The following is a 20,254-nucleotide window of genomic DNA, read 5'->3' as shown; positions in this document are numbered from 1 at the left end:
GCACGGGATGACGCGCCTCAGGCGAAGTCGAGCTGGACCTTGATCGCCTTCGACTTGTCGGCGGCCAGCTCGAAGGCCTCCACCGCCCGATCGACCGGGATCGACGCCGTCAGCAGCGGCGAGAGATCGATATTGCCAGAGCCGATCATCGCCACCGCCCAGTCGAATTCCTCATGGAAGCGGAAGGAGCCGCGCAGGTCGAACTCCTTGGCGACGACGACATTCATCGGCAGCGTGAACTGACCGCCGACGCCGATCTGGACGATGACACCGCCTGGCCGGACCACGTCGAAGGCACCCGTCAGCGCATGCTGGTTGCCGGAAGCCTCGAACATCACGTCGAAGGCGCCCTTCTCCGCTCCGTACTCGGCCTTGAGTCGCTCCGGCTCGGCCGCGACATTCACCGTTGCCGTCGCGCCCATCTTGCGCGCCACCGGCAGCGGCCCGTCGACCACGTCCGTCGCGACGATCTCGGAAGCGCCCGCCGCCTTGGCAGCCAGGATGGTGAGCGCGCCGATCGGCCCCGCGCCCGTCACCAGCACGCGCTTGCCGAGCAGCGGCCCGGCGCGCTTGACGGCATGGAGGCAGACAGAGAGCGGCTCGGCGAAGGCCGCCTCCGCCGCGGTGACGCGCGGCGCCACCTTCACGGCCTGCCGCTCCTCGACCACGAGCACGTCGCGGAAGCCGCCCTGCACATGGGGAAAGCGCATCGCCGAGCCGTAGAACAGCATGTCGGTGCAGTGCTGCTGCAGCCCCATCTGGCAATAGCGGCAATGGCCGCAGGCCCGGCTCGGATTGACCGCGACGCGGTCGCCCGGCTTCACCCGCGAGACCTCGCCGCCGATCGCCTCGACCCGGCCGGCGATCTCATGGCCGAGGATCATCGGCTCGCGCACACGGATCGTGCCGAAGCCGCCATGCAGGTAGTAGTGTAGGTCCGAGCCGCAGATGCCGCCGGCCTCGATCCGAACGCGCACGTCGCGCGGCCCGAGCTCCGGCGCGCTCGTCGGTTCGACCCGCAGATCTTTCTCGGCATGAATGACGACGGCACGCATGGCACGCTCCCGAATTCGCCGCGCGACAGTGCGCGGCGCCATTGTCTAATCGATTGAAACCTGCTTACCCAAAGCGGCGCCCCGGGCGCAAACCGAAATCGCCGCATCCGGCATTTTGCGAGGATAAGCCATGTCGCTGTCGCTGTTCAGTCTCGCCGGCAAGATCGCGCTCGTCACCGGCTCGGGCCAGGGCATCGGCCTCGCGCTGGCCGAGGGGCTGTCGGATGCCGGCGCCCATGTCGTCCTGAACGGCCGCGACAAGGCGAAGCTGGAGCGCGCACAGCAGGCCCTTGCTGCCGCCGGCCGCAAAGCCTCCATCGCCCCTTTCGACGTCACCGATCACGAGGCGGTCGAGGCCGGCGTCGCCATGATCGAAGCCGAGATCGGCCCGATCGATATCCTGATCAACAATGCCGGCATGCAGAAGCGCGTGCCGATCACCGAGTTCCCGGTCGAGGGCTGGCATGAGGTGATCAACACCAACCTGCATTCGGTATTCTACGTCACCCAGGCCGTGACCAAGCGCATGGTGCCGCGCAAGCGCGGCAAGATCATCAGCATCGGCTCGGTGATGAGCGAGCTCGGCCGCGCCACCATCATCCCCTACACTGCCTCAAAGGGCGCGGTGAAGATGATGACGCGGGGCCTCGCCGCCGAGCTCGGCAAGCACAACATCCAGGCCAACGCCATCGGTCCCGGCTATTTCGCAACCGAGATCAACGCCGCCCTGATCGCCGACGAGGCCTTCTCGAGCTGGGTCTGCAGCCGCACGCCGGCCGGGCGCTGGGGCGAGACGAAAGAGTTGGCCGGCGCCGCGATCTTCCTGTCCTCGGCGGCCTCGGACTACGTCAACGGCCACCTGCTGATGGTCGATGGCGGCCTCACCTCGGTGGTGTGAGGTTCAGGCCTCCCTTCTCCCCTTGCGGGAGAAGGTGGATCGGCGAAGCCGAGACGGATGAGGGGTCTCGCGAGCTTTCCGCTCGGCATTCAGGAACGCCAACGTTTCGGGACGGCACGACCCCTCACCCCGGCCCTCTCCCGCAAGGGGAGAGGGGGAGCGTCGCGGTCCCTGCGCCCCCACCATAAGGAGATGCTCAGTGCTCAAGCCCGAGCATGCCGCCCGATATCAGGCTGCGGCCTTCGTCACCGCCTCGACGACATCGTCGACCACGCGCTCGACCAGGTCGCGGTCGTCGCCCTCGGCCATGACGCGGATCACCGGCTCGGTGCCGGAGGGGCGGATCACCAGGCGGCCGCTCTCGCCGAGAAGCTGCTTGGCCGCCTCGATCGCGCTGACCACCTGCTTCTCCTCAAGCGGGCGCCCCTTCTTGTAGCGGACGTTCTTGAGGATCTGCGGCAGCGGCTCGAAGCAGTGGCAGACTTCGGAGACCGGCTTGTCCATGCGCTTGACCACGGCGAGCAATTGCAGCGCCGCGACAAGGCCGTCGCCGGTCGTGCCGAAATCCGAGAGGATGATGTGGCCGGACTGCTCGCCGCCCAGGTTGAAGCCGTGGTTGCGCATGTGCTCCAGCACATAGCGATCACCGACCGCGGTCCGCGCCAGCGTGAGGCCGAGCCCCGCGAGATAGCGTTCCAGGCCGAGATTGGACATGATCGTCGCGACGATGCCCGGCGCCGAGAGCCGGCCGTCCTCCAGCCAGGAGCGCGCGATCACCGCCATCAGCTGATCGCCGTCGACGACATGCCCGTGCTCGTCGACCACCAGCACGCGGTCGGCGTCGCCGTCGAGCGCGATGCCGACATCGGCACGCAACTCCCTGACCTTCGCGACCAGCGTCGCCGGATGGGTCGAGCCGACATCGCGGTTGATGTTGAAGCCATCGGGCTCGTCGCCAATGACGATGACCTCTGCGCCGAGTTCCCAGAAAGCCTGGGGCGCCACCTTGTAGGCGGCGCCATTGGCGCAATCGAGCACGATGCGCAGGCCTTCCAGGCTCATGTTGCGCGGCATGGTGCGCTTGGCGAACTCGACATAGCGCGCGTCGGCGCTGTCGATGCGCTTGGCCCGGCCGAGCTTCGGCGAGCCCGACAGGCGGGAGGTCAGATCGCCGTCGATCAGCCCCTCGATCTCGCGCTCGACCTCGTCGTTGAGCTTGTAACCGTCCGGCCCGAACAGCTTGATGCCGTTATCCTCGTAGGCGTTGTGCGAGGCGGAGATCATCACGCCGAGATCGGCGCGCATCGAGCGCGTCAGCATCGCGACCGCCGGCGTCGGCATCGGGCCGAGCAGCATCACGTCCATGCCGACCGAGGTGAAGCCCGCGACCATCGCGTATTCGATCATGTAGCCGGAGAGGCGGGTATCCTTGCCGATCACCACCCGGTGGCGGTGCTCGCCGCGGCGGAAGGCGAGGCCGGTGGCCTGGCCGACCTTCAGGGCGAGGTCCGGCGTGATGACGCCGTTCGCCCGCCCGCGAATGCCGTCCGTTCCGAAATATTTGCGCGTCATCGTGTTTCGGTTCCCAGCGGCGGCTCGTGCCTAGTTTTGCGCGTTCTATAGCCAAAAAACCTTTCCGCCTTCTCACAAATTGTGACGGAGCGTGAAAAGGAGCAGCAGCGACCGCGACGCCCAATAGGGGCGATGTCATCCCGGGCGACCGAAGGGAGGCCCGGGATCCATGCCGGAACCCTGATCGGAAGCGTTCTGGCATGGATCCCGGATCGGCGCGGCTCCGCCGCTTGTCCGGGATGACGGCGCGGGTGGAGAAGCATGAAGGCCCAACAGAAAAGGGCGACCTCACGGCCGCCCTTTCATAGTCCATTCGAACTGCCTCAGCCCTGCGGCTGCGGCTCCAGGCCGGCATCCGGCTCGCCGCGCTTGCGGCCCTTGCCGGCGCTCGGCACGGCCGAACCGCGGGGCGCATGCGGAGTGTCGTCGGCATCGCGCACCGGGCGCTTGCCGGCGATCAGGTCGCGGATTTCCTCGCCGGTCAGCGTCTCGAACTCGAGTAGCGCCTCGGCCACAGCGACGAACTCCTCGTTGTGCTCGGTGAGGATCTTCTTGGCGTCGGCATAGCCCTCGTCGACGAGGCGCTTGACCTCGGCGTCGATCTTCTGCGCCGTGGCCTCGGAGACCGACTGGCTGCGGCCCATCGACATGCCCAGAAAGACCTCTTCCTGGTTGTCGCCATAAGCGACCATGCCGAGTTCCGACGAATAGCCCATCTGCGTGACCATGGCCTTGGCCATCTTGGTCGCCTGCTGGATGTCGCCGGTGGCGCCGGAGGTGACGTTCTCGCGGCCGAAGGTGATCTCTTCCGCCACGCGCCCGCCCATGGCGACCGCGAGCTGCGAGGTGAACTCCTTGAACTTCATCGAGTAGCGGTCGCCCTCCGGCAGGAACTTGACCATGCCGAGCGCGCGGCCGCGCGGGATGATCGTTGCCTTGTGGACCGGAATGCCGGCGGGAACATAGAGGCCGACGATGGCGTGACCGGCCTCGTGATAGGCGGTCAGCTTCTTCTCCTCCTCGGACATCGCCATGGATTTGCGCTCGGCGCCCATCATGACCTTGTCCTTGGCGTCCTCGAATTCGGCATGGGTGACCATGCGCTTGCCGCGCCGCGCCGCCAGCAGCGCCGCCTCGTTGACGAGGTTCATCAGGTCCGCGCCCGAGAAGCCGGGCGTACCGCGGGCAAGCACCTTGAGGTCGACATCCGGCGCCATCGGCACCTTGCGGACATGGACGCGCAGGATCTTCTCGCGGCCGGCGACGTCGGGGTTCGGCACGACGATCTGACGGTCGAAGCGGCCCGGACGCAGCAGCGCGGGGTCGAGCACGTCGGGACGGTTGGTCGCGGCGATGATGATGACGCCTTCGTTCGGCTCGAAGCCGTCCATCTCCACGAGGAGCTGGTTCAGCGTCTGCTCGCGCTCGTCATTGCCGCCGCCGAGACCGGCGCCGCGATGACGGCCGACCGCGTCGATCTCGTCGATGAAGATGATGCAGGGCGCATTCTTCTTGGCCTGCTCGAACATGTCGCGGACACGGCTCGCGCCGACGCCGACGAACATCTCGACGAAGTCCGAACCCGAGATGGTGAAGAACGGCACATTGGCCTCGCCCGCGACGGCGCGCGCCGTCAGGGTCTTACCCGTGCCGGGAGGGCCGACAAGCAGCACGCCGCGCGGGATGCGCCCGCCCAGCCGCTGGAACTTCTGGGGATCGCGCAGGAATTCGACGATCTCCTGCAGGTCTTCCTTGGCCTCGTCGATGCCCGCGACATCCTCGAAGGTGACGCGGCCATGCGCCTCGGTCAGGAGCTTGGCCTTCGACTTGCCGAAGCCCATCGCCCGGCCGGCACCGTTCTGCATCTGCCGGGACATGAAGATCCACAGACCGATGAAGATCACGAAGGGCAGCGAATTGACCAGCAGCGCCATGAACCACGGCGTGCCCTCTGAAGGCGGCTTGCCCGAGACCTGCACACCCTTCTCCGCCAGGCTCCGCAGGAACTGCGGATCGGCATAGGGCGGATAGGTGACGAAGCTGCGTCCGTCGGAGAAGCTGCCGGTCCATTCCGGTCCGGCAGCGACGAGGCTGGCGATCCGCCCGGCCTGCGCCTCGTTGACCAGCTGGCTGTACTGAATCTCGTTGGTGCTGGTGCGTTGGCTTGGGCTCTGGAACAGGGTCACCAGCGCCAGGACCAGCAGGAAGATCACCACCCAGAGGGCAAAATTTCGAAAATTCGGATTCATTCCCAGTCCGATCGGGCCTGCCGGACCAACCGGATGAGGCCTAGAGTTTCCCGACTATCAATTTAGGTGTCGCACACGCCCTTGCCAAGGGAAAGCAATGTCGTGGCGGCACTATGACGCCGAAGGGTGAACGCCGCGTCTGCGGGGCCCCTCCGCTTGCACCGACAGGACGCCGTCGCAGCCAAGCGACAGAACGCAGCCGGACAGGGTTCGGCGCAGAGCCAAGCCGGCGCGCGCCGCCTGCATCAGCGCCGCCCCACAGGTTTCAAGCCGCTCCAGCCGGCCGTGACCATCGCCACCCGGAGCGACCGCGTCGAGCGCCAGGGCCAGAACGCGCAGCGCGATCTCCTCCGGTTCCGGGACCAACGCGACATAGCGCAGGCGCAGGCCCCCTCCCGCGCCCTCGGCCGGCAAGGCGATCCTCGCCAGCACGTCCTGGGCCTGTCGCGCCGCAGCCTCGTCCAGTCGCGCCATCCGCTCCGCCAACCGCGCGAGCCGCTCCGCCGTCAGCCCCATTTCCGACAGAACCGGTGTCGCCTGGCGCCAACGCACCCGCTCGAAGCGTGTATCGCCATTGCTGGGATCGCACATGAAAGGCAGTCCGCGCGCTTCTGCCGTCGCGACGAGCCTTGCCTTCGGGATGCCGAGCAGTGGTCTGGCCAGGGGCACCCCGTTGACCTCGCTCCGCCCCCGCATCCCGGCAAGCCCCGACGGCCCCGAGCCATGGGCAAGCCGCATCAGCATCGTCTCGGCCTGGTCGTCGAGCGTATGGGCCGTCACCAGCGTCGCGCCGCCGAGCCGCCGGGCCTCGTTCGCCAGAAGCATATAGCGGGCGCGGCGCGCCTGCGCCTGCACGCCACTGGCCGGTTTCAGCCCCTCCCAGCGCAGGGTCGCATGGCCGACGCCGAGTTGCCCGCAGAGCGCCGCAACCGCAGCAGCCTCTCCGGCCGATTCCAGGCGCAGGCCGTGATCGACCGTCGCGGCGTGGAGAGCCGGGCGCCCCGGCACCTGCGCCCAGGTGGCCAGAAGCGCCAGAAGCGCCACCGAATCCGGCCCGCCGGAGACTCCCACGAGCAGGGCCGTCTCGTGCGACAGCCCCTCAAAGGCGACGCCGGCCTCGGCGAGCGAGACCGGCGCGGAATGCGTTGCGATCGGAGCCGCGCTCAAGCGCAGCCGGAGCGGCGACGCTCGCGGGCGACGCCCTGACGCACGGAATTGGAAGCGGACGGATAATCGACGCCGACCTTGGCATAGGTGGCGCAAGCCTGCTCCTTGGCGCCGAGCCCGTTGAGGGACATGCCGAGCTTGAGCAGGCTGTCCGGCGCCTTGGTGGCCTTCGGCGATTCCCGCGAGATCTTCAGGAACTGCTCGGCCGCCTCGCGATAGCGCTGGCGCTGGAGATAGCTCTCGCCCAGCCAATAAGTCGCGTCCACGGCCTGCCGATCGCGCGGATAGCTCTGCAGGAACTGGCGGAAGCCCATCTCGGCCTGCTCGTATTCCTTGCGCTGGAGCGAAGCGAAGGCGAGATCATAAGCCTCCTTGGCGCTCTGCGGGCCGCTGGCGGCGGCGACGCTCGCGCCGCGTGGCCTGTCCTGCGGCAGCCCGCCCTGAGGCACAGGACGCCCGACGCCCTGAAGATCGAGCGGCTGGCCCGTGGCCGGGCCGGCGGCATAATCGTCCTCGATGATGCCCGCGATCGCGCCGCCGCCGCCGAGCTGCTGCGGAGCGCCGGCCGCGCCATGCTGCGTCGTCGGGTCGAAGGCATCGCTGCGCCGCTGCCGCTGCGGCGCCCCGCCGGAGGGCGGCGCGCCCGACGGGCCGGGCGCGGCCGTATTCGGGCGCCCACCGCCGCCCTTCTCGTTCAGGCGGAAATCGACATCCTCCTGGAACTTGCGGAGCTGCTCGGAGAGCCGCCGATTCTCGAACTGGAGCTGCTCGATCTGGCCGGACATCTGGCGCAGCTGGTTCTCCAGCCGCGTCGTGCGGACCAGCAGATCGGCCGCATCCTGCGCCGTGGCCGGCACAACGCCGCCGGCGAGCGCAGCGGAGAGCGCCAGAGCAGCCAGTCCCGGACGGGAGAGGTGGCGGGCTAGGAGAGAACGAAGCATCGTTGAAACCGGTTTCCGTACATGTCGCGCGCTGTCTCTATACCATCAGCTCACCACGGCCAAAATATGAACGTTTTCATGGCCGGTGCGTCCGCAGGGCGCGTCGCCTCCATCACAAAAAGACCTCTGGCGCTTTGCCCGCGGCTTCCCTAAATAAGCGGAGCGGGGCTGCCTGGTGCGTGCGAGACAGCATTCCCCGGGCCCATACGACTCCCCAGGGAGCTGTCCCTGTCCGGATCCCTTGGAACCGGACACACGGCGCCCACCTACTCTGTAGGTGTCCCGGGATTCAAAACTCCACGGCCGAGGTGGCTCCGCAACCCTCATGACCACACCCGACACCGACGCTCCGCCCTCCCCGCGCAAGACGATGCTCCGCGCCGAGGCGCTCGCCCGCCGCGATGCGCTCGATCTCGACGACCGGCTGGAATGGGATGCGGAGATCGCCGCGCACGCGCTCGCCCTCCCTGTCTGGAAAGGCAGCACCGGCCCGGTCTCGGCCTATTGGCCGATGCGCTCGGAGGCCGACCCCCGCCCGATCCTGGAAGCCCTGCACGAGCGCGGCCTGCCGCTCTGCCTGCCCGCGATCGTCGACAGACGCATGCTCTTCCGGCGCTGGGCGCCTTACGAGCCGATCGTGCCCGGCGGCTTCGGCACGCTCGTTCCCGCACCCGGCCAGCCGGAGCTGAACCCCGCGATCCTCCTCGTGCCGCTGGCCGCCTTCGACCGGCGCGGCTACCGCATCGGCTACGGCAAGGGCTATTACGACCGCGCCCTCTCGGAACTCGGCCCGACGCTCAGCATCGGCCTCGGCTATGCCGCGCAGGAGATCGACGCCGTCCCCGACGAACAGCACGACCAGCGCCTCGACTGGATCGTGACCGAGCGCGAAGTCCTTCGTTGCGGTTGATTCCCGCGCGCCTTCGCGCGAGGGAGAGAACCTTCGCAGTTTTCGGGTCTGGCCATGCGTCTTCTCTTCCTCGGTGACATCGTCGGCCGCCCCGGCCGGGTTGCGGTTCAGGAGCGGCTGCCCGCCCTGCGCGAAGCCTGGAAACTCGACTGCGTCATCATCAATGGCGAGAACTCCGCCGGTGGCTTCGGCATCACCGAAGCGATCTGCGACGAGATCCTTGCCGCCGGCGCCGATGTCGTGACGCTCGGCAACCATTCTTGGGACCAGCGCGAGGCGCTCGTCTTCATCACCCGGCAGGACCGGCTGATCCGCCCTGCCAATTATCCGCCCGGCACGCCCGGGCGCGGCGCCACCGTGATCGAGGCCCGCAACGGCGCCCGCGTCCTGGTCGTCAACGTCATGGGCCGTCTGTTCATGGACCCGCTCGACGATCCCTTCGCCGCGGTCGAGCGCGAACTCTCGGCCTGCCCGCTCGGCGAAGTGGCGGACGCCGTCATCGTCGACGTCCATGCCGAGGCGACCAGCGAGAAGCAGGCCATGGGCTATTTCCTCGACGGCCGCGCCAGCCTCGTCGTCGGCACGCATACCCATGCGCCGACCTCCGACACGCGCATCCTGCCCGGCGGCACGGCCTATCAATCCGATGCCGGCATGTGCGGCGACTACGATTCCGTCCTCGGCATGCAGAAGGACGAGCCGGTGAGGCGTTTCCTGCAGAAAGTTCCGGGCGCAAGGTTGGAGCCGGCGACCGGCGAAGGCACGCTGTCCGGCGTCGCGGTCGACATCGACGATGCGACCGGCCTGGCCAAGGCGGTCTGGGCCGTGCGCGTCGGCCCGCATCTCAGCCAGGCCGTGCCCGACTGGGCGGCCTGAAGCTGATCGGCTCAGGCCGAGCGGGACTGCTGGATCAGCGCCTCGAAAGCCTCACTCATGCTGGCAGCCTGCCTGGGCAGCATGCTGGCCACATTGACGACGTCAGCGACCGCGTTTCCGGCGTCCTGCACGCGCACACTCAGCTGGTCGATAGCCTCGGCATTGACTTGGGTCCCGATGGCTGCCTGTCCGGCGCTGCGTGCGATTTCCTGCGTCGCCGCACGCTGCTGGTCGATGCTTGCGGCAACCGTAGCCGCGATGTCGTTCACCTGGCTGACGAAACCGACGATCCGCTCCAGCGCGGCCACGGCCTCGCTCGTCGCCGCTTGCATGGCCGGAACCTGCGCCGCGATCTCCCCCGTCGCCTGCGCCGTGCGCGCGGCGAGTTGCTTCACCTCCGTCGCGACAATGGCGAAACCGCGGCCTGCCTCACCGGCGCGCGCGGCCTCGATCGTTGCATTGAGCGCAAGCAGATTGGTCTGGCTCGCGATCATCTGGATCAATTCGACGACCGAACCGATCGTGGCGGCAGAGCGGGACAGGCTCTGGACGATCGCGTCTGTCTGCTGGGCCGCGAGATCGGCCTCGGAAGCCAATTTCGAGGCGCGGACAACCTCCGATGCGACATGGTCCAGCGAGTGGGACAGCTCGCCAGTCGCCGCCGCGACATTGTTGACGTTGCTGGAGGCATCGTCCGCTGTCCTGACCGCTTGGGCAGCCTGCGCGCTGGTTTGGCCAACCACCGCTTCCATCGTCGTGGCCAGGCTTTCGACTTTGACCGCGCCGAGGCCGACCGCGCCGACCACCTCGCGCACAGCCCCCTCGAAGGTTTCGATTTGGCGGCGGGTCGCCTCCTGGCTGTTCTGCTGAACGAGCGCGTAGGTCTCCAATATCAACTCGAGATCGAGCTGAACCGCCTTGGTTAGAGCCGCGCGCGTCGCGATCCGCGTGCCGAGCCGGCCGCGGCGCCAACGCCCGGCAAGGCTGCTCAATGTATCCTGGTCGAGCCCGAGTTCGGAGAACAGGGCGTTGGATACGATCATGTGACAGATCACGACGGCATAGATCGGAACGCCGTGCTTGTGGAAAGCGGTCGCCAGATTGTGCGCCGATTCCGTGAAACCTTCGCCGATGTCGCCCGAAGCGAGGCGGATCCAATGGGCCAGCCGCTTCTCGTGCACCTCCGGCCTGCGCAGCGCCAGCGCGATCTTCGGCCAGGGTGCGAATTGCTCGTGCAATTCGGGCAGCAGCGACGGCAGGCGTCGATGCGCGAAACCGGCGTGGCTGGCGAGTAAGGCAAGATCGCGTTCCGCGATCTGGAAGGCGCGAAAGCGGTGTTCCTGCCCGGTGATCGTTCTGGTCTTCAAATCATCACTCGGGCTGTGGCAGCCTTCATCGCATCACGCTGCAAGCCTCCTTTCTCAAGGTAAAGAATCATCTAACGCGGTGATCGGTGGGTGCTCCGCACCGCTTGCCTGCTGGCAAAGCCCGCGCCTATAAGGCCGTTTCGCCGGGCAGCCGACAGCCCCTGGCAAATGAAACAACAAGCGCAGAAGGCAGCGGGACCCCATGGCCGGCCATTCACAGTTCAAGAACATCATGCACCGCAAGGGCAAGCAGGATGCCGTGCGCTCCAAGCTGTTCTCGAAACTGGCTCGCGAAATCACCGTCGCCGCCAAGCTGGGCATGCCCGACATCAACATGAATCCGCGCCTGCGCATTGCGGTGCTCGCCGCGCGCGCCGAGAACATGCCGAAGGACAATATCCAGCGCGCCATCAACAAGGCGGCCGGCGGCGAAGGCGACAACTACGACGAGGTTCGCTACGAGGGCTACGGTCCGGGCGGCGCCGCCGTCATCGTCGAGGCGCTGACCGACAACCGCAACCGCACCGCCTCCGCCGTGCGCTCCTACTTCACCAAGTCGGGCGGTGCGATGGGCGAGAGCAACTCGGTCTCCTTCATGTTCAACCGCGTCGGCGAGGTCAGCTATCCGCCTGAGGCCGGCGACGCCGACAAGGTGATGGAAGCGGCGATCGAAGCCGGTGCCGACGACGTGATTTCGGACGAGAACGGCCACACCATCCTCTGCGCCTTCGACGCGCTGAACGAGGTCTCCAAGGCGCTCGAAGCCGCGCTCGGCGCCCCCGCCTCGGCCAAGCCCGTCTGGCGCCCGACCACGACCGCCCCGCTCGACGAGGAGAAGGCCGCCTCGATGATGCGTTTGATGGAAGCGCTCGACAATGACGACGACGTCCAGAACGTCTTCGCCAATTTCGAGATCGCCGACGACGTCATGGCCAAGCTCAGCGCCTGAGCGCGACCTGCCCCCTCTCCCCTTGCGGGAGAGGGTTGGGGTGAGGGGTCGCACCACCTCGATCGTTTGCGCCTTTGGCGTCGCCGCCCCATGGAGAGGTCGCCCGACCCCTCATCCGGCCCTTCAGGCCACCTTCTCCCGCAAGGGGAGAAGGAAGGGACCACCTCCTACCGCCCGATCACCACGTCCCAGAGCGGCAGGCTGATCAGCGCACTCAGGAAGATCACCAGATAGGCCCCGCGCCGGAACGTCTCCTCCGACGCCAGCCGGAAGCCATGCGTCCCGACCCAGAGCCCGACGCCGTAGATCGCGAAGAGCGGCACCGCCATCAGCAAGGCGCTGCCGGTCAGGATGCCCTTCCACCACAGCACCGCGCCGCTGATCAGCGTCGAGACGCCGAAGAAGGCCTGCATGTTGGCCCGCGTCTTGTGCCGGTCGTTGCGCTGCGCGCCGAGCCAGAACACCGCGAGCGGCATGCCGCCGATCGAGGCCATGCCGTTGAACAGCCCCGACAATGCGCCCACCCCGAGCGAGAGCGGGATCGTCGGGCGCCCATGGTAGCGCCAGCCTGACGCCATCAGCGCGACGGCGAGCAGCACGAGCAGGGCCAGCACCCAGCGCATCGTCTCGCGGTCGAGCCAGATCAGGAGCCAGATGCCGGCCGGCAGGGCGAGCGTCGCGGTCAGCAGCAGCGGCAGGATTTCGCGCCATTCCGCCGTCTTGGCGCTGCGCGCCGCAATCGGCAGCGCGAAGGGCAGATCGATGAACCAGATCAGGCCAAGCGCCGCGACAGGCCCAAGGATGACCGAAGCCAAAGGCATGAACACCATGGCGAAGCCGAAGCCGGTGAAGCCGCGTACCAACCCACCGAGCAGCGTCGCGGCCAGCAGGACGGCAATGCCGTCGGCACTGACGCCCGGCATGAAAGAAGAGAGGATCGAGGACATGGAGCCGGCACAAGGAGAAAAGCGAGGCGGACCATGCCCGCGGGCCGACAGCAAGAACAACTTTCCTTTTTGATGTCATCGATCAGGGGAATTCATCCCGCCCCGTCCCATCGCCCGTCTCGGCGCGGGACAAATCCGAAACATCCGCTAGGTTGAGCCCGTCATGGCACCTCCGATTCGCATCCTCGGCATTGATCCCGGCCTCCGGAAAACCGGCTGGGGCATCGTGATTTCGGAAGGGAGCAAGCTCTCCTTCGTCGCCTGCGGCTGCATCGAGAGCGACGGCGCCCTGTCGCTCGGCCAGCGCCTGCGGCAATTGCATGAAGGCCTGAACAAGGTCCTCGCCGCGCATCGCCCGCATGAGGCCGCCGTCGAGGAGACCTTCATCAACCGCGACCCGCAATCGGCGCTGAAGCTCGGCCAGGCCCGCGGCATCGCGCTGGTCGTGCCGGCGCTCGCGGGGCTCGATGTCGCGGAATATGCCGCCAACCTCGTCAAGAAGACCGTGGTCGGCGTCGGCCATGCCGACAAGAAGCAGGTCCAGGCGATGATCCGCGTGCTGCTGCCCAAGGCCGAGACCTCCTCGGCCGATGCGGCGGACGCGCTCGCTGTCGCGATCTGCCATGCCCAGCATCGCGGCATGAAGGCGCTGGTCGCGCAGATGAAGGCATCATGAGCCCCACGCTTCCGCTCGATATTTTTCGCGACACTCCCTCACGCGGGTCATCCCGGACGGAGCGAAGCGAAGACCCGGGATCCATTCCGGAACCTCGCCGAGACATGTTCCGGAATGGATCCCGGGTCTCCCTACGGTCGCCCGGGATGACACCTGGAGAAAATCGATGATCGGCAAGCTCAAGGGCCTGATCGATTCCTATGGCGAGGACCACGTCATCATCGACGTGCAGGGCGTCGGCTATGTCGTGCAGTGCTCGTCGCGCACACTGCAGCGCCTGCCCCAGCCCGGCGAGGCCGCCGCGCTCTCGATCGAGACCCATGTCCGCGAGGATGCGATCCGCCTCTACGGCTTCATGTCGGACGTGGAGCGCGACTGGTTCCGCCTGATGCAGGTCGTGCAGGGCGTCGGCGCCAAGGTCGCGCTCGCGATCCTCTCGACGCTTGAGCCGGGCGCGCTCGCCACCGCCATCGCCACCAACGACAAGGCCGCCATTGCCCGTTCGCCCGGCGTCGGCCCCAAGCTGGCGCAACGCCTCTGCGCCGAGCTCAAGGACAAGGCCCCGGCCTTCGGCCATATCGATCCAGGCGTCGCCCAGCTCGCAGGCGCGCTCGAAGACCGGAAGCTGCCACAGCCGATCGCCGATGCCGTGTCGGCGCTCGCCAATCTCGGCTATCCTCAGGCGCAGGCGGTGGCAGCTGTTGCGGCTGCGGCCAAGGCCGCCGGCGATGGTGCCGGCACGGCCCAACTCATCAAGCTGGGCCTGAAGGAACTGGCGAAGTGAGCCAAGCGCCCGACGAGCTTCAATTGCGCGTCGTCACCGACAAGACCGAGCTTTGCCGCATCATGCTGGCGAGCTGGGGCTCGCATAGCATGATGATCGACCTGCACGTCTACGACGTCGCGGAGATCGATGCGCTCGGCCTGTTCGAGCCCTCCGGCAAGACGGCGGCGCTGGCAAGCTGGACCGTGCGCGGCGACAGCGCCTATCTCTGCGCGCTCCACTCGCTGAAGCCGGGCGAAGGCATCGCGATCCGGATGCTCGACGCCGTCATCTACGCGGCGCGCAAGGCTGGTGCCAAAAAGCTCAAGGCCATGCTGACCAATGACAACATGCCCGGCATGACCTTCTACCAGCGCCGCGGCTTCCGCCTCTCGGGGCTTTATCTCGAGGCGATCGACCACTATCGCTCGGTCGAGCCTGATATCATCAAGACAGGGTACAAGGACATTCCGATCCACGACGCCATCGAGCTGGAGATCGCGCTGTGAGCGAACCCAAACGCTCCGGACTGATGACAGCCGACAAGCGCGACGACGACAGCGAGACCTCGCTGCGGCCGCTCTCGCTGTCCGATTTCACCGGACAGGCGGCGGCGCGCGCCAATCTCCAGGTCTTCATCAACGCCGCCAAGAGCCGTGGCGACGCGCTCGACCATGTTCTCTTCGTCGGCCCGCCCGGCCTCGGCAAGACGACGCTGGCGCAGATCGTCTCGCGCGAACTCGGCGTCAATTTCCGCTCGACCTCGGGCCCGGTCATCGCCAAGGCCGGCGACCTCGCCGCGCAGCTCACCAATCTCGAAGAGCGCGACGTGCTCTTCATCGACGAGATCCACCGCCTCAACCCGGCGGTCGAGGAAATCCTCTATCCGGCGATGGAGGACTATCAGCTCGACCTGATCATCGGCGAAGGTCCCGCCGCCCGCTCGGTCAAGATCGACCTGCCCAAGTTCACGCTCGTCGGCGCCACCACCCGCGCCGGCCTGCTGACCACGCCCTTGCGCGACCGCTTCGGCATCCCGATCCGGCTTCAGTTCTACACGGTCGAGGAACTGCAGGGCATCGTCGCGCGCGGCGCTCGCGTGCTCGGCGTGCCGATGTCCGACGACGGCGCCAACGAGATCGCCAAGCGGTCCCGAGGGACACCGCGTATCGCCGGCCGGCTGCTGCGCCGCGTGCGTGACTTCGCCATCGTCGACGGCGACCCGATCGTCACCCGCAAGGTCGCCGACAAGGCGCTCTCCCTGCTCGATGTCGACGCCATCGGCCTCGACCAGATGGACCGGCGCTATCTCACCACCGTCGCGATCAATTTCGGCGGCGGCCCGGTCGGGATTGAGACCATCGCCGCCTCGCTCTCCGAGCCGCGCGATGCGATCGAGGAGATCATCGAGCCCTTCCTGCTTCAGCAGGGCTTCATCCAGCGCACGCCGCGCGGGCGCCTGCTCACGCCCCACGCCTTCCGCCATCTCGGCATGCCCGAGCCCTCACGCGAGACGGCGCAGTTCGGGCTGTTCGGCGGCGACGAGGATGAGAGCTGAGGCCCGGTTTCGGGCGGGGGCACAGACTCGGACGCAACAACGAGCACAATGCCTTGCGAGGATGCCGGATCGGTGCCGTTCTGCGGCCTGTCCGGATCATGACGATTGAAATCGTTCGTCTTCCCGGTCAAATGGAGGATGCACGGCTAACCATCCGTGCCTGATCAGGCAGACCAGCGCTTCGGAGACCGAAAATGTCCTTAAGCCGCCTCGCCGGCCCGGCCGCGCTGGCATTCCTTCTCGCGGCGGCCTCCGCGCATGCCGGCGACAAGACCCCGGCAGGCACCGTGATGGATGCCTATGCCGTCACGCGCAAGACGCTTGCCTCCTCAGGCCCGCCACCCTGGCGCCCGCCGCATCGCGACAAGCTGATGAGCAAGGGCTTAGCCGCACTCTTCGCCCGCGACGATCTCTATCAGGACGAGGCCGGCGAGATCGGCCATATCGGCGCCGATCCCTTCATCAACGGCCAGGACGGCGAGGTGAAGCTCCTCAAGGTCAACGTCGTCGAGGAGCCCGAGAACGGCCGGGCCCTGGTCAACGCCAGCTTCCGCAGCTTCAAGCAGCAGGTCACCGTGCGTTTCCGCATGATCGAGGAAGGCGGCGGTTGGCGCATCGACGACATCATCAACCGCTTCGAGGGCAAGGACTATTCGGTCCGCGACATGCTGTCCCAGCCCTATGACTGCGGCTCCTTCATGAACAAGCCCTGCAAGCGCTGAGCGCGGGCAGGGCCGAGCGCGCCGCTACGACTGGCGCGCCATCTTCGAGCGCATCATCGCCGGCCGCGCCCCCGCATCGTTCAGTGCGCCTGATTTCGCGGCCTTCGGATTCTCGACGGGCCGCATGCCCTTGCTGGCCGTGCGGCTGGCAGGCCGCTCGGCCGCGAGCTGCCGCTGCTTGAGGGCGAGCGCCTTGCGGGCGAGGCTGCGCTGGCTCGGCAGCTTGGCCTTCTCCTCCCGCCGCGTGCGCTCGGCACCGACACGCTTCAGCGCCGCCGTCAGCGCGTCGGCCTTCGCCTTGGTGCCGGTGTTGTCGGTTGCGGGCTTGGCCCCCTTCGGCTCGGCCTTGCCGCGCATCTCGCGCTTCTGGCGACGAGCGCCGTCGCGGGCCTTGTCGCGGCGCTCACGCAGCTTGCTGGCCAGATCGCGCAACGCGTCGTCCGGAAGAGCCCCGATCGCGCTGCGATGGGTGCTGGCGACGAGATCGGCCTCGGCCTTGTCGAGCAGCCGCGCGGTCGCCTTGCTGGATTGCGCCATGGACAGATCCTCCCTTGCTGTGATCACGCAACGGGCAACGCTCTTCCCGCAAAGCGGTTCCAGCCTTTCCGAAGCCGCATCACCTGGTCTATGGCAGCCGCAGCCATTCTGAACCGCTCCGGAGCGCCATGAGCAGGGTCCATCGCCTCGAGGTCCGCGTCTACTACGAGGACACCGATTTTTCCGGCGTCGTCTATCACGCCTCCTATCTGCGCTTCATGGAGCGCGGCCGCACGGAATTGATCCGCGCGCTCGGCATCGCGCAGCGCGAGCTCTTCGACGGCGAGACGGCGCTGGGCTTCGCCGTGCGCAAGATGACCATCGATTTCCTGCGGCCCGCCGTGATGGACGACCTACTGACGATCGAGACCCGCTCGATCGCCGCCCGGGGCGCCACCATGGACCTCGAACAGCGCGTGCTGCGCGGCGAGGAGGTGCTGATTACCGCACAGGTCATGGTCGCCTGCGTCGGCGGCGGCCGCGCCCGACGCATCCCGGACGGCCTGCGCAAGCGCCTGATGCTCGACGACTGACAGTCGACGCAGCCCCACCCGCATGTTAGCGCTCCTTACATGAGCTGGAAGCGCGACCGCCCCGAGACACCCCGCGGCTATCACCATGGCAACCTCAAGGAGGAGCTGCTGCGGGCCGCGCTCGGGCTGATCCGCGAGAAGGGGCCGAACGGTTTCACCTTCGCCGAAGCCGCGCGCATGGCCGGCGTCAGCCCTGCCGCCCCCTATCGCCATTTCCGCGACCGCGACGAGCTTCTGGCCGATGTTGCGGCCCGCGGCTTCCAGGCCTTCGAGACGGCCCTGTCGCGCGCCTGGGATCAGGGGCGGCCCGATCCGGAGGTCGCCTTTCACCGGCTGGGGCGCGCCTATCTCGCCTTCGCCCATGACGAGCCCGCCTATTACTCCGCGATGTTCGAGGCCGGCGTACCGCTCGACGCCAGCGCGGAGCTGCGCACGGCTGCCGACAGCGCCTTCGCCTGCCTGCGCCAGGCTTCCGAGGCGCTGATCGCGCAACTGCCGCAAGGCAAGCGCCCCCCGGCCTTGATGATGGCCCTGCATATCTGGGCGATGTCGCATGGCATCGCCGCCCTGTTCGGCCGCGCCGATGGCGGTCGCCGCCCCCTGCCGATGTCGGCCTCCGACCTGCTGGAAGCCGGGACGCTGATCTACCTTCAGGGCCTCGGCATCGGCCGCAACGGCCCCTCCAAGCCCGACTGATTCATTTCCGCGCGCCCGCTTCTTGACAAGCGGCAGTGCCAGGCGCATCTATGTAAATGTGATTTACATTCACGCTCATGGATGGTGAGGGAGCAATGCCGATCGTCGAGAAGCTGGACGAATATGGAAAGGGTGCCTGGATCGCCTTCGCGGTTCTCGGCTTCATCCTGTTCTGGCCCCTGGGTCTGGCGACCCTGGCCTTTCTTTTCTGGAGTGGACGCATGGGTTGTGGATATGCCGGAGACCGGTACGAGCACCGGATGAGCCGCCTTCAGGGCAAGATGGATCGGCTGCGCGAGCGCATGGGTGGCCGCGAAGGCGGCTTCGGCGGCTGGGGCCGCGGCGGCCCCTCCAGCGGCAACCGCGCCTTCGACGAGTATCGCTCGGAGACGCTGCGCCGGCTCGAGGACGAGCAGCGCGAGTTCCACGACTTCCTGGGCCGCCTGCGCATGGCCCGCGACAAGGCCGAGTTCGATCAGTTCATGACCGAGCGCCGCAACAACCCGCCGGCCAACACCCCGGCCCAGCCCGACGCGGCCTGAACCGTCGGATCGATCAGAACAGGCCCGCCCCTAGCCGGGGCGGGCTTTGTCTTGTCTGGCGGGCACAGCGTCGCGCGGCAACCGGATCGCCCGCTACGAAGCAGCCGGCCGTTCCAGTACCGCGAGCAGCTCGCGATAGGTCGGCGCCAGGGCTCGCAGGTGAGCGGCTGCCGTCGCATCATCCCGGGCGACCAGCGGATATTGCAGGGCGCCGATCAGGCGCGCCTGGCGCCCCATGATCCCGGCAGCGGCATCGAGCCCGATCCGCGTCAGGCAACGCGCGGCATCGGCGGCCCGGCGCGCACCGACGCACACCGCGAAATGGATGAGATGACCCCTGAGGTCGTCGTCGCAGCCGGCCGCGACGCGTTCCGCCAGAGCCAGGGCGGCCGCTTCGTTGCCGAGCGTCCCCGGCGGCGGCTGCAGGTCCCCGTCCATGGCGAGCCAGCGAATGGCCGCGGGAAGCGCCCGCCGGATCGCCTCCTCCTCCGGCACGATCTCGACGCGCCGGAACCCCGTGCGCATCGTGAAGGCCTCGCCGTAATCGACCGTCTCGCCGCGCCACGCTGCCACGAAATCGGCGAGCGGCAGCGTCGCATGCGGATAGCCTTGCGGATCGTGCATCTCGACCATGTCGCCGCTCAGCGCGAGCACGACGACATAGTGGTCGGCGCCGATCGCCCCGCGCATGCCCGGCTGATGGCGCAGATGCCCCATTTCGACGGGCCCGATCCAGACCGGCCCCGCGGCGAGAGCATCCGCAAGTCGCGCGAGTGCCGTTTCCTCGCTGCCGCCGTATGCCACGGTGGAGGCCCAGCCCATGGCGGCGAGCGCACCCTCGAAACCCGCTTCCGGGGTCCAACCATAGGGATCGAAGAATGGCAGCGCGCCGCCATGCAATTGCATGCCGAAAGGACTTCCCGTCGCGAACTCTATGACGGCGGGAGGTAGCGAAGCCTCGCCAAACATCATCGAAAATGAATTGGCGTAACAATAGGGCCCGGAGCCCACATACGAAAAATAACTCATGATTTTCGACTGGCCTTCCCGTCTCGAAGGCATGCACAGATCTGCAAATTGAAATTTTCTGTCAAGCGCTCTGTTTTCACGTGAGGCTTCCGGCGCACCGTCTGTCGTTTCGCAGCGCTTTGAGCGAACAGCACCGCCAGCCTGGGCCCGCATCTCCGGCTTCCCGAAACTTCCCACCCGCCCGGTCCGCCGTATACCCGACATTAACCTTGCCGGATGCTTAACTCCTTTCGGAGCATGCGTTCCGTGGGAAACCCCGTTTCGGCC

General features: G+C 67.4%; 21 protein-coding genes and 1 other RNA gene. 13 read left to right on the top strand and 9 right to left on the bottom strand.

From position 1 onward, the window contains the following. Positions 1 to 17: 17 nt before the first annotated feature. Entirely contained in the window at positions 18 to 1,055 is a 1,038-nt protein-coding gene (locus ACODTJ_RS03265; protein ID WP_454655798.1) for an L-idonate 5-dehydrogenase, read from the bottom strand. Between the two features lie 130 nt (positions 1,056 to 1,185). On the opposite strand from ACODTJ_RS03265, the gene ACODTJ_RS03260 reads away from it, so the two are divergent. Further along, positions 1,186 to 1,953, top strand: coding sequence for an SDR family NAD(P)-dependent oxidoreductase (locus tag ACODTJ_RS03260; protein WP_454655797.1), 768 nt, complete (start codon positions 1,186 to 1,188; stop codon positions 1,951 to 1,953). 228 nt (positions 1,954 to 2,181) lie between these two features. Here the strand turns inward: ACODTJ_RS03260 and glmM are convergent, their stop codons facing one another. The 4 genes from glmM to ybgF form a co-directional block, all read right to left on the bottom strand. Then, positions 2,182 to 3,525: a phosphoglucosamine mutase gene (glmM, locus tag ACODTJ_RS03255; RefSeq protein ID WP_454655796.1), complete on the bottom strand. Its 1,344-nt coding sequence runs from the start codon at positions 3,523 to 3,525 to the stop codon at positions 2,182 to 2,184. Between the two features lie 323 nt (positions 3,526 to 3,848). Continuing rightward, positions 3,849 to 5,774 (bottom strand): ATP-dependent zinc metalloprotease FtsH, encoded by a 1,926-nt coding sequence (gene ftsH / locus ACODTJ_RS03250; protein ID WP_454655795.1) that lies wholly within the window; start codon positions 5,772 to 5,774, stop codon positions 3,849 to 3,851. Positions 5,775 to 5,885: 111 nt separating this feature from the next. Further along, positions 5,886 to 6,941: a tRNA lysidine(34) synthetase TilS gene (gene tilS / locus ACODTJ_RS03245; RefSeq protein WP_454655794.1), complete on the bottom strand. Its 1,056-nt coding sequence runs from the start codon at positions 6,939 to 6,941 to the stop codon at positions 5,886 to 5,888. After that, the gene (gene ybgF / locus ACODTJ_RS03240) at positions 6,938 to 7,882 is read right to left on the bottom strand and encodes a tol-pal system protein YbgF (protein WP_454655793.1); all 945 of its coding nucleotides are present in this window, start codon (positions 7,880 to 7,882) and stop codon (positions 6,938 to 6,940) included. Before ybgF ends, tilS begins: the two co-directional genes overlap by 4 nt. A gap of 162 nt (positions 7,883 to 8,044) precedes the next feature. On the opposite strand from ybgF, the gene ssrS reads away from it, so the two are divergent. From ssrS to ACODTJ_RS03225, 3 genes are all read left to right on the top strand, one after another. Then, positions 8,045 to 8,201: non-coding RNA, 6S RNA (ssrS, locus tag ACODTJ_RS03235), on the top strand. A 6-nt stretch (positions 8,202 to 8,207) separates the two neighbouring features. After that, complete coding sequence (locus ACODTJ_RS03230; protein ID WP_454655792.1) at positions 8,208 to 8,792, top strand: 5-formyltetrahydrofolate cyclo-ligase; 585 nt, start codon at positions 8,208 to 8,210, stop codon at positions 8,790 to 8,792. 54 nt (positions 8,793 to 8,846) lie between these two features. After that, positions 8,847 to 9,668 (top strand): TIGR00282 family metallophosphoesterase, encoded by an 822-nt coding sequence (locus ACODTJ_RS03225; protein ID WP_454655791.1) that lies wholly within the window; start codon positions 8,847 to 8,849, stop codon positions 9,666 to 9,668. A gap of 11 nt (positions 9,669 to 9,679) precedes the next feature. On the opposite strand, the gene ACODTJ_RS03220 is transcribed toward ACODTJ_RS03225, so the two are convergent. Further along, a complete protein-coding gene (locus tag ACODTJ_RS03220) occupies positions 9,680 to 11,035 on the bottom strand; it encodes a methyl-accepting chemotaxis protein (protein WP_454655790.1) in 1,356 nt (451 codons plus the stop codon). 202 nt (positions 11,036 to 11,237) lie between these two features. On the opposite strand from ACODTJ_RS03220, the gene ACODTJ_RS03215 reads away from it, so the two are divergent. Beyond that, entirely contained in the window at positions 11,238 to 11,984 is a 747-nt protein-coding gene (locus tag ACODTJ_RS03215) for a YebC/PmpR family DNA-binding transcriptional regulator (protein ID WP_488847533.1), read from the top strand. Between the two features lie 167 nt (positions 11,985 to 12,151). On the opposite strand, the gene ACODTJ_RS03210 is transcribed toward ACODTJ_RS03215, so the two are convergent. After that, positions 12,152 to 12,931, bottom strand: a complete 780-nt coding sequence (locus tag ACODTJ_RS03210) for a TSUP family transporter (protein WP_488847532.1) — start codon at positions 12,929 to 12,931, stop codon at positions 12,152 to 12,154. Between the two features lie 163 nt (positions 12,932 to 13,094). Between ACODTJ_RS03210 and ruvC the strand changes: the two genes are divergently transcribed. From ruvC to ACODTJ_RS03185, 5 genes are all read left to right on the top strand, one after another. After that, complete coding sequence (gene ruvC, locus ACODTJ_RS03205) at positions 13,095 to 13,607, top strand: crossover junction endodeoxyribonuclease RuvC (RefSeq protein WP_454655787.1); 513 nt, start codon at positions 13,095 to 13,097, stop codon at positions 13,605 to 13,607. A gap of 166 nt (positions 13,608 to 13,773) precedes the next feature. Continuing rightward, on the top strand, positions 13,774 to 14,391 hold the full coding sequence (gene ruvA / locus ACODTJ_RS03200) for a Holliday junction branch migration protein RuvA (RefSeq protein ID WP_454655786.1): 618 nt from the start codon (positions 13,774 to 13,776) through the stop codon (positions 14,389 to 14,391). Continuing rightward, positions 14,388 to 14,879, top strand: a complete 492-nt coding sequence (locus tag ACODTJ_RS03195) for a GNAT family N-acetyltransferase (protein WP_454655785.1) — start codon at positions 14,388 to 14,390, stop codon at positions 14,877 to 14,879. Before ruvA ends, ACODTJ_RS03195 begins: the two co-directional genes overlap by 4 nt. Before the next feature lie 23 nt (positions 14,880 to 14,902). Further along, complete coding sequence (gene ruvB / locus ACODTJ_RS03190; protein WP_454658952.1) at positions 14,903 to 15,928, top strand: Holliday junction branch migration DNA helicase RuvB; 1,026 nt, start codon at positions 14,903 to 14,905, stop codon at positions 15,926 to 15,928. A gap of 194 nt (positions 15,929 to 16,122) precedes the next feature. After that, positions 16,123 to 16,650: a DUF3828 domain-containing protein gene (locus ACODTJ_RS03185; protein ID WP_454655784.1), complete on the top strand. Its 528-nt coding sequence runs from the start codon at positions 16,123 to 16,125 to the stop codon at positions 16,648 to 16,650. A gap of 24 nt (positions 16,651 to 16,674) precedes the next feature. On the opposite strand, the gene ACODTJ_RS03180 is transcribed toward ACODTJ_RS03185, so the two are convergent. Then, positions 16,675 to 17,187 (bottom strand): hypothetical protein, encoded by a 513-nt coding sequence (locus ACODTJ_RS03180; RefSeq protein WP_488847531.1) that lies wholly within the window; start codon positions 17,185 to 17,187, stop codon positions 16,675 to 16,677. 128 nt (positions 17,188 to 17,315) lie between these two features. On the opposite strand from ACODTJ_RS03180, the gene ybgC reads away from it, so the two are divergent. The 3 genes from ybgC (at position 17,316) to ACODTJ_RS03165 (ending at position 18,958) form a co-directional block, all read left to right on the top strand. After that, positions 17,316 to 17,720 (top strand): tol-pal system-associated acyl-CoA thioesterase, encoded by a 405-nt coding sequence (ybgC, locus tag ACODTJ_RS03175; RefSeq protein WP_454655782.1) that lies wholly within the window; start codon positions 17,316 to 17,318, stop codon positions 17,718 to 17,720. A gap of 39 nt (positions 17,721 to 17,759) precedes the next feature. After that, positions 17,760 to 18,416 (top strand): TetR/AcrR family transcriptional regulator, encoded by a 657-nt coding sequence (locus ACODTJ_RS03170; protein ID WP_454655781.1) that lies wholly within the window; start codon positions 17,760 to 17,762, stop codon positions 18,414 to 18,416. Between the two features lie 95 nt (positions 18,417 to 18,511). Continuing rightward, on the top strand, positions 18,512 to 18,958 hold the full coding sequence (locus tag ACODTJ_RS03165) for a DUF2852 domain-containing protein (RefSeq protein ID WP_454655780.1): 447 nt from the start codon (positions 18,512 to 18,514) through the stop codon (positions 18,956 to 18,958). Between the two features lie 93 nt (positions 18,959 to 19,051). Here the strand turns inward: ACODTJ_RS03165 and ACODTJ_RS03160 are convergent, their stop codons facing one another. Beyond that, positions 19,052 to 19,987 (bottom strand): hypothetical protein, encoded by a 936-nt coding sequence (locus ACODTJ_RS03160; protein ID WP_488847621.1) that lies wholly within the window; start codon positions 19,985 to 19,987, stop codon positions 19,052 to 19,054. Positions 19,988 to 20,254 lie beyond the last annotated feature (267 nt).

This window comes from Allobosea sp. FG18, assembly GCF_057809495.1.
This window is presented reverse-complemented; position numbering and strand designations above follow the sequence as displayed.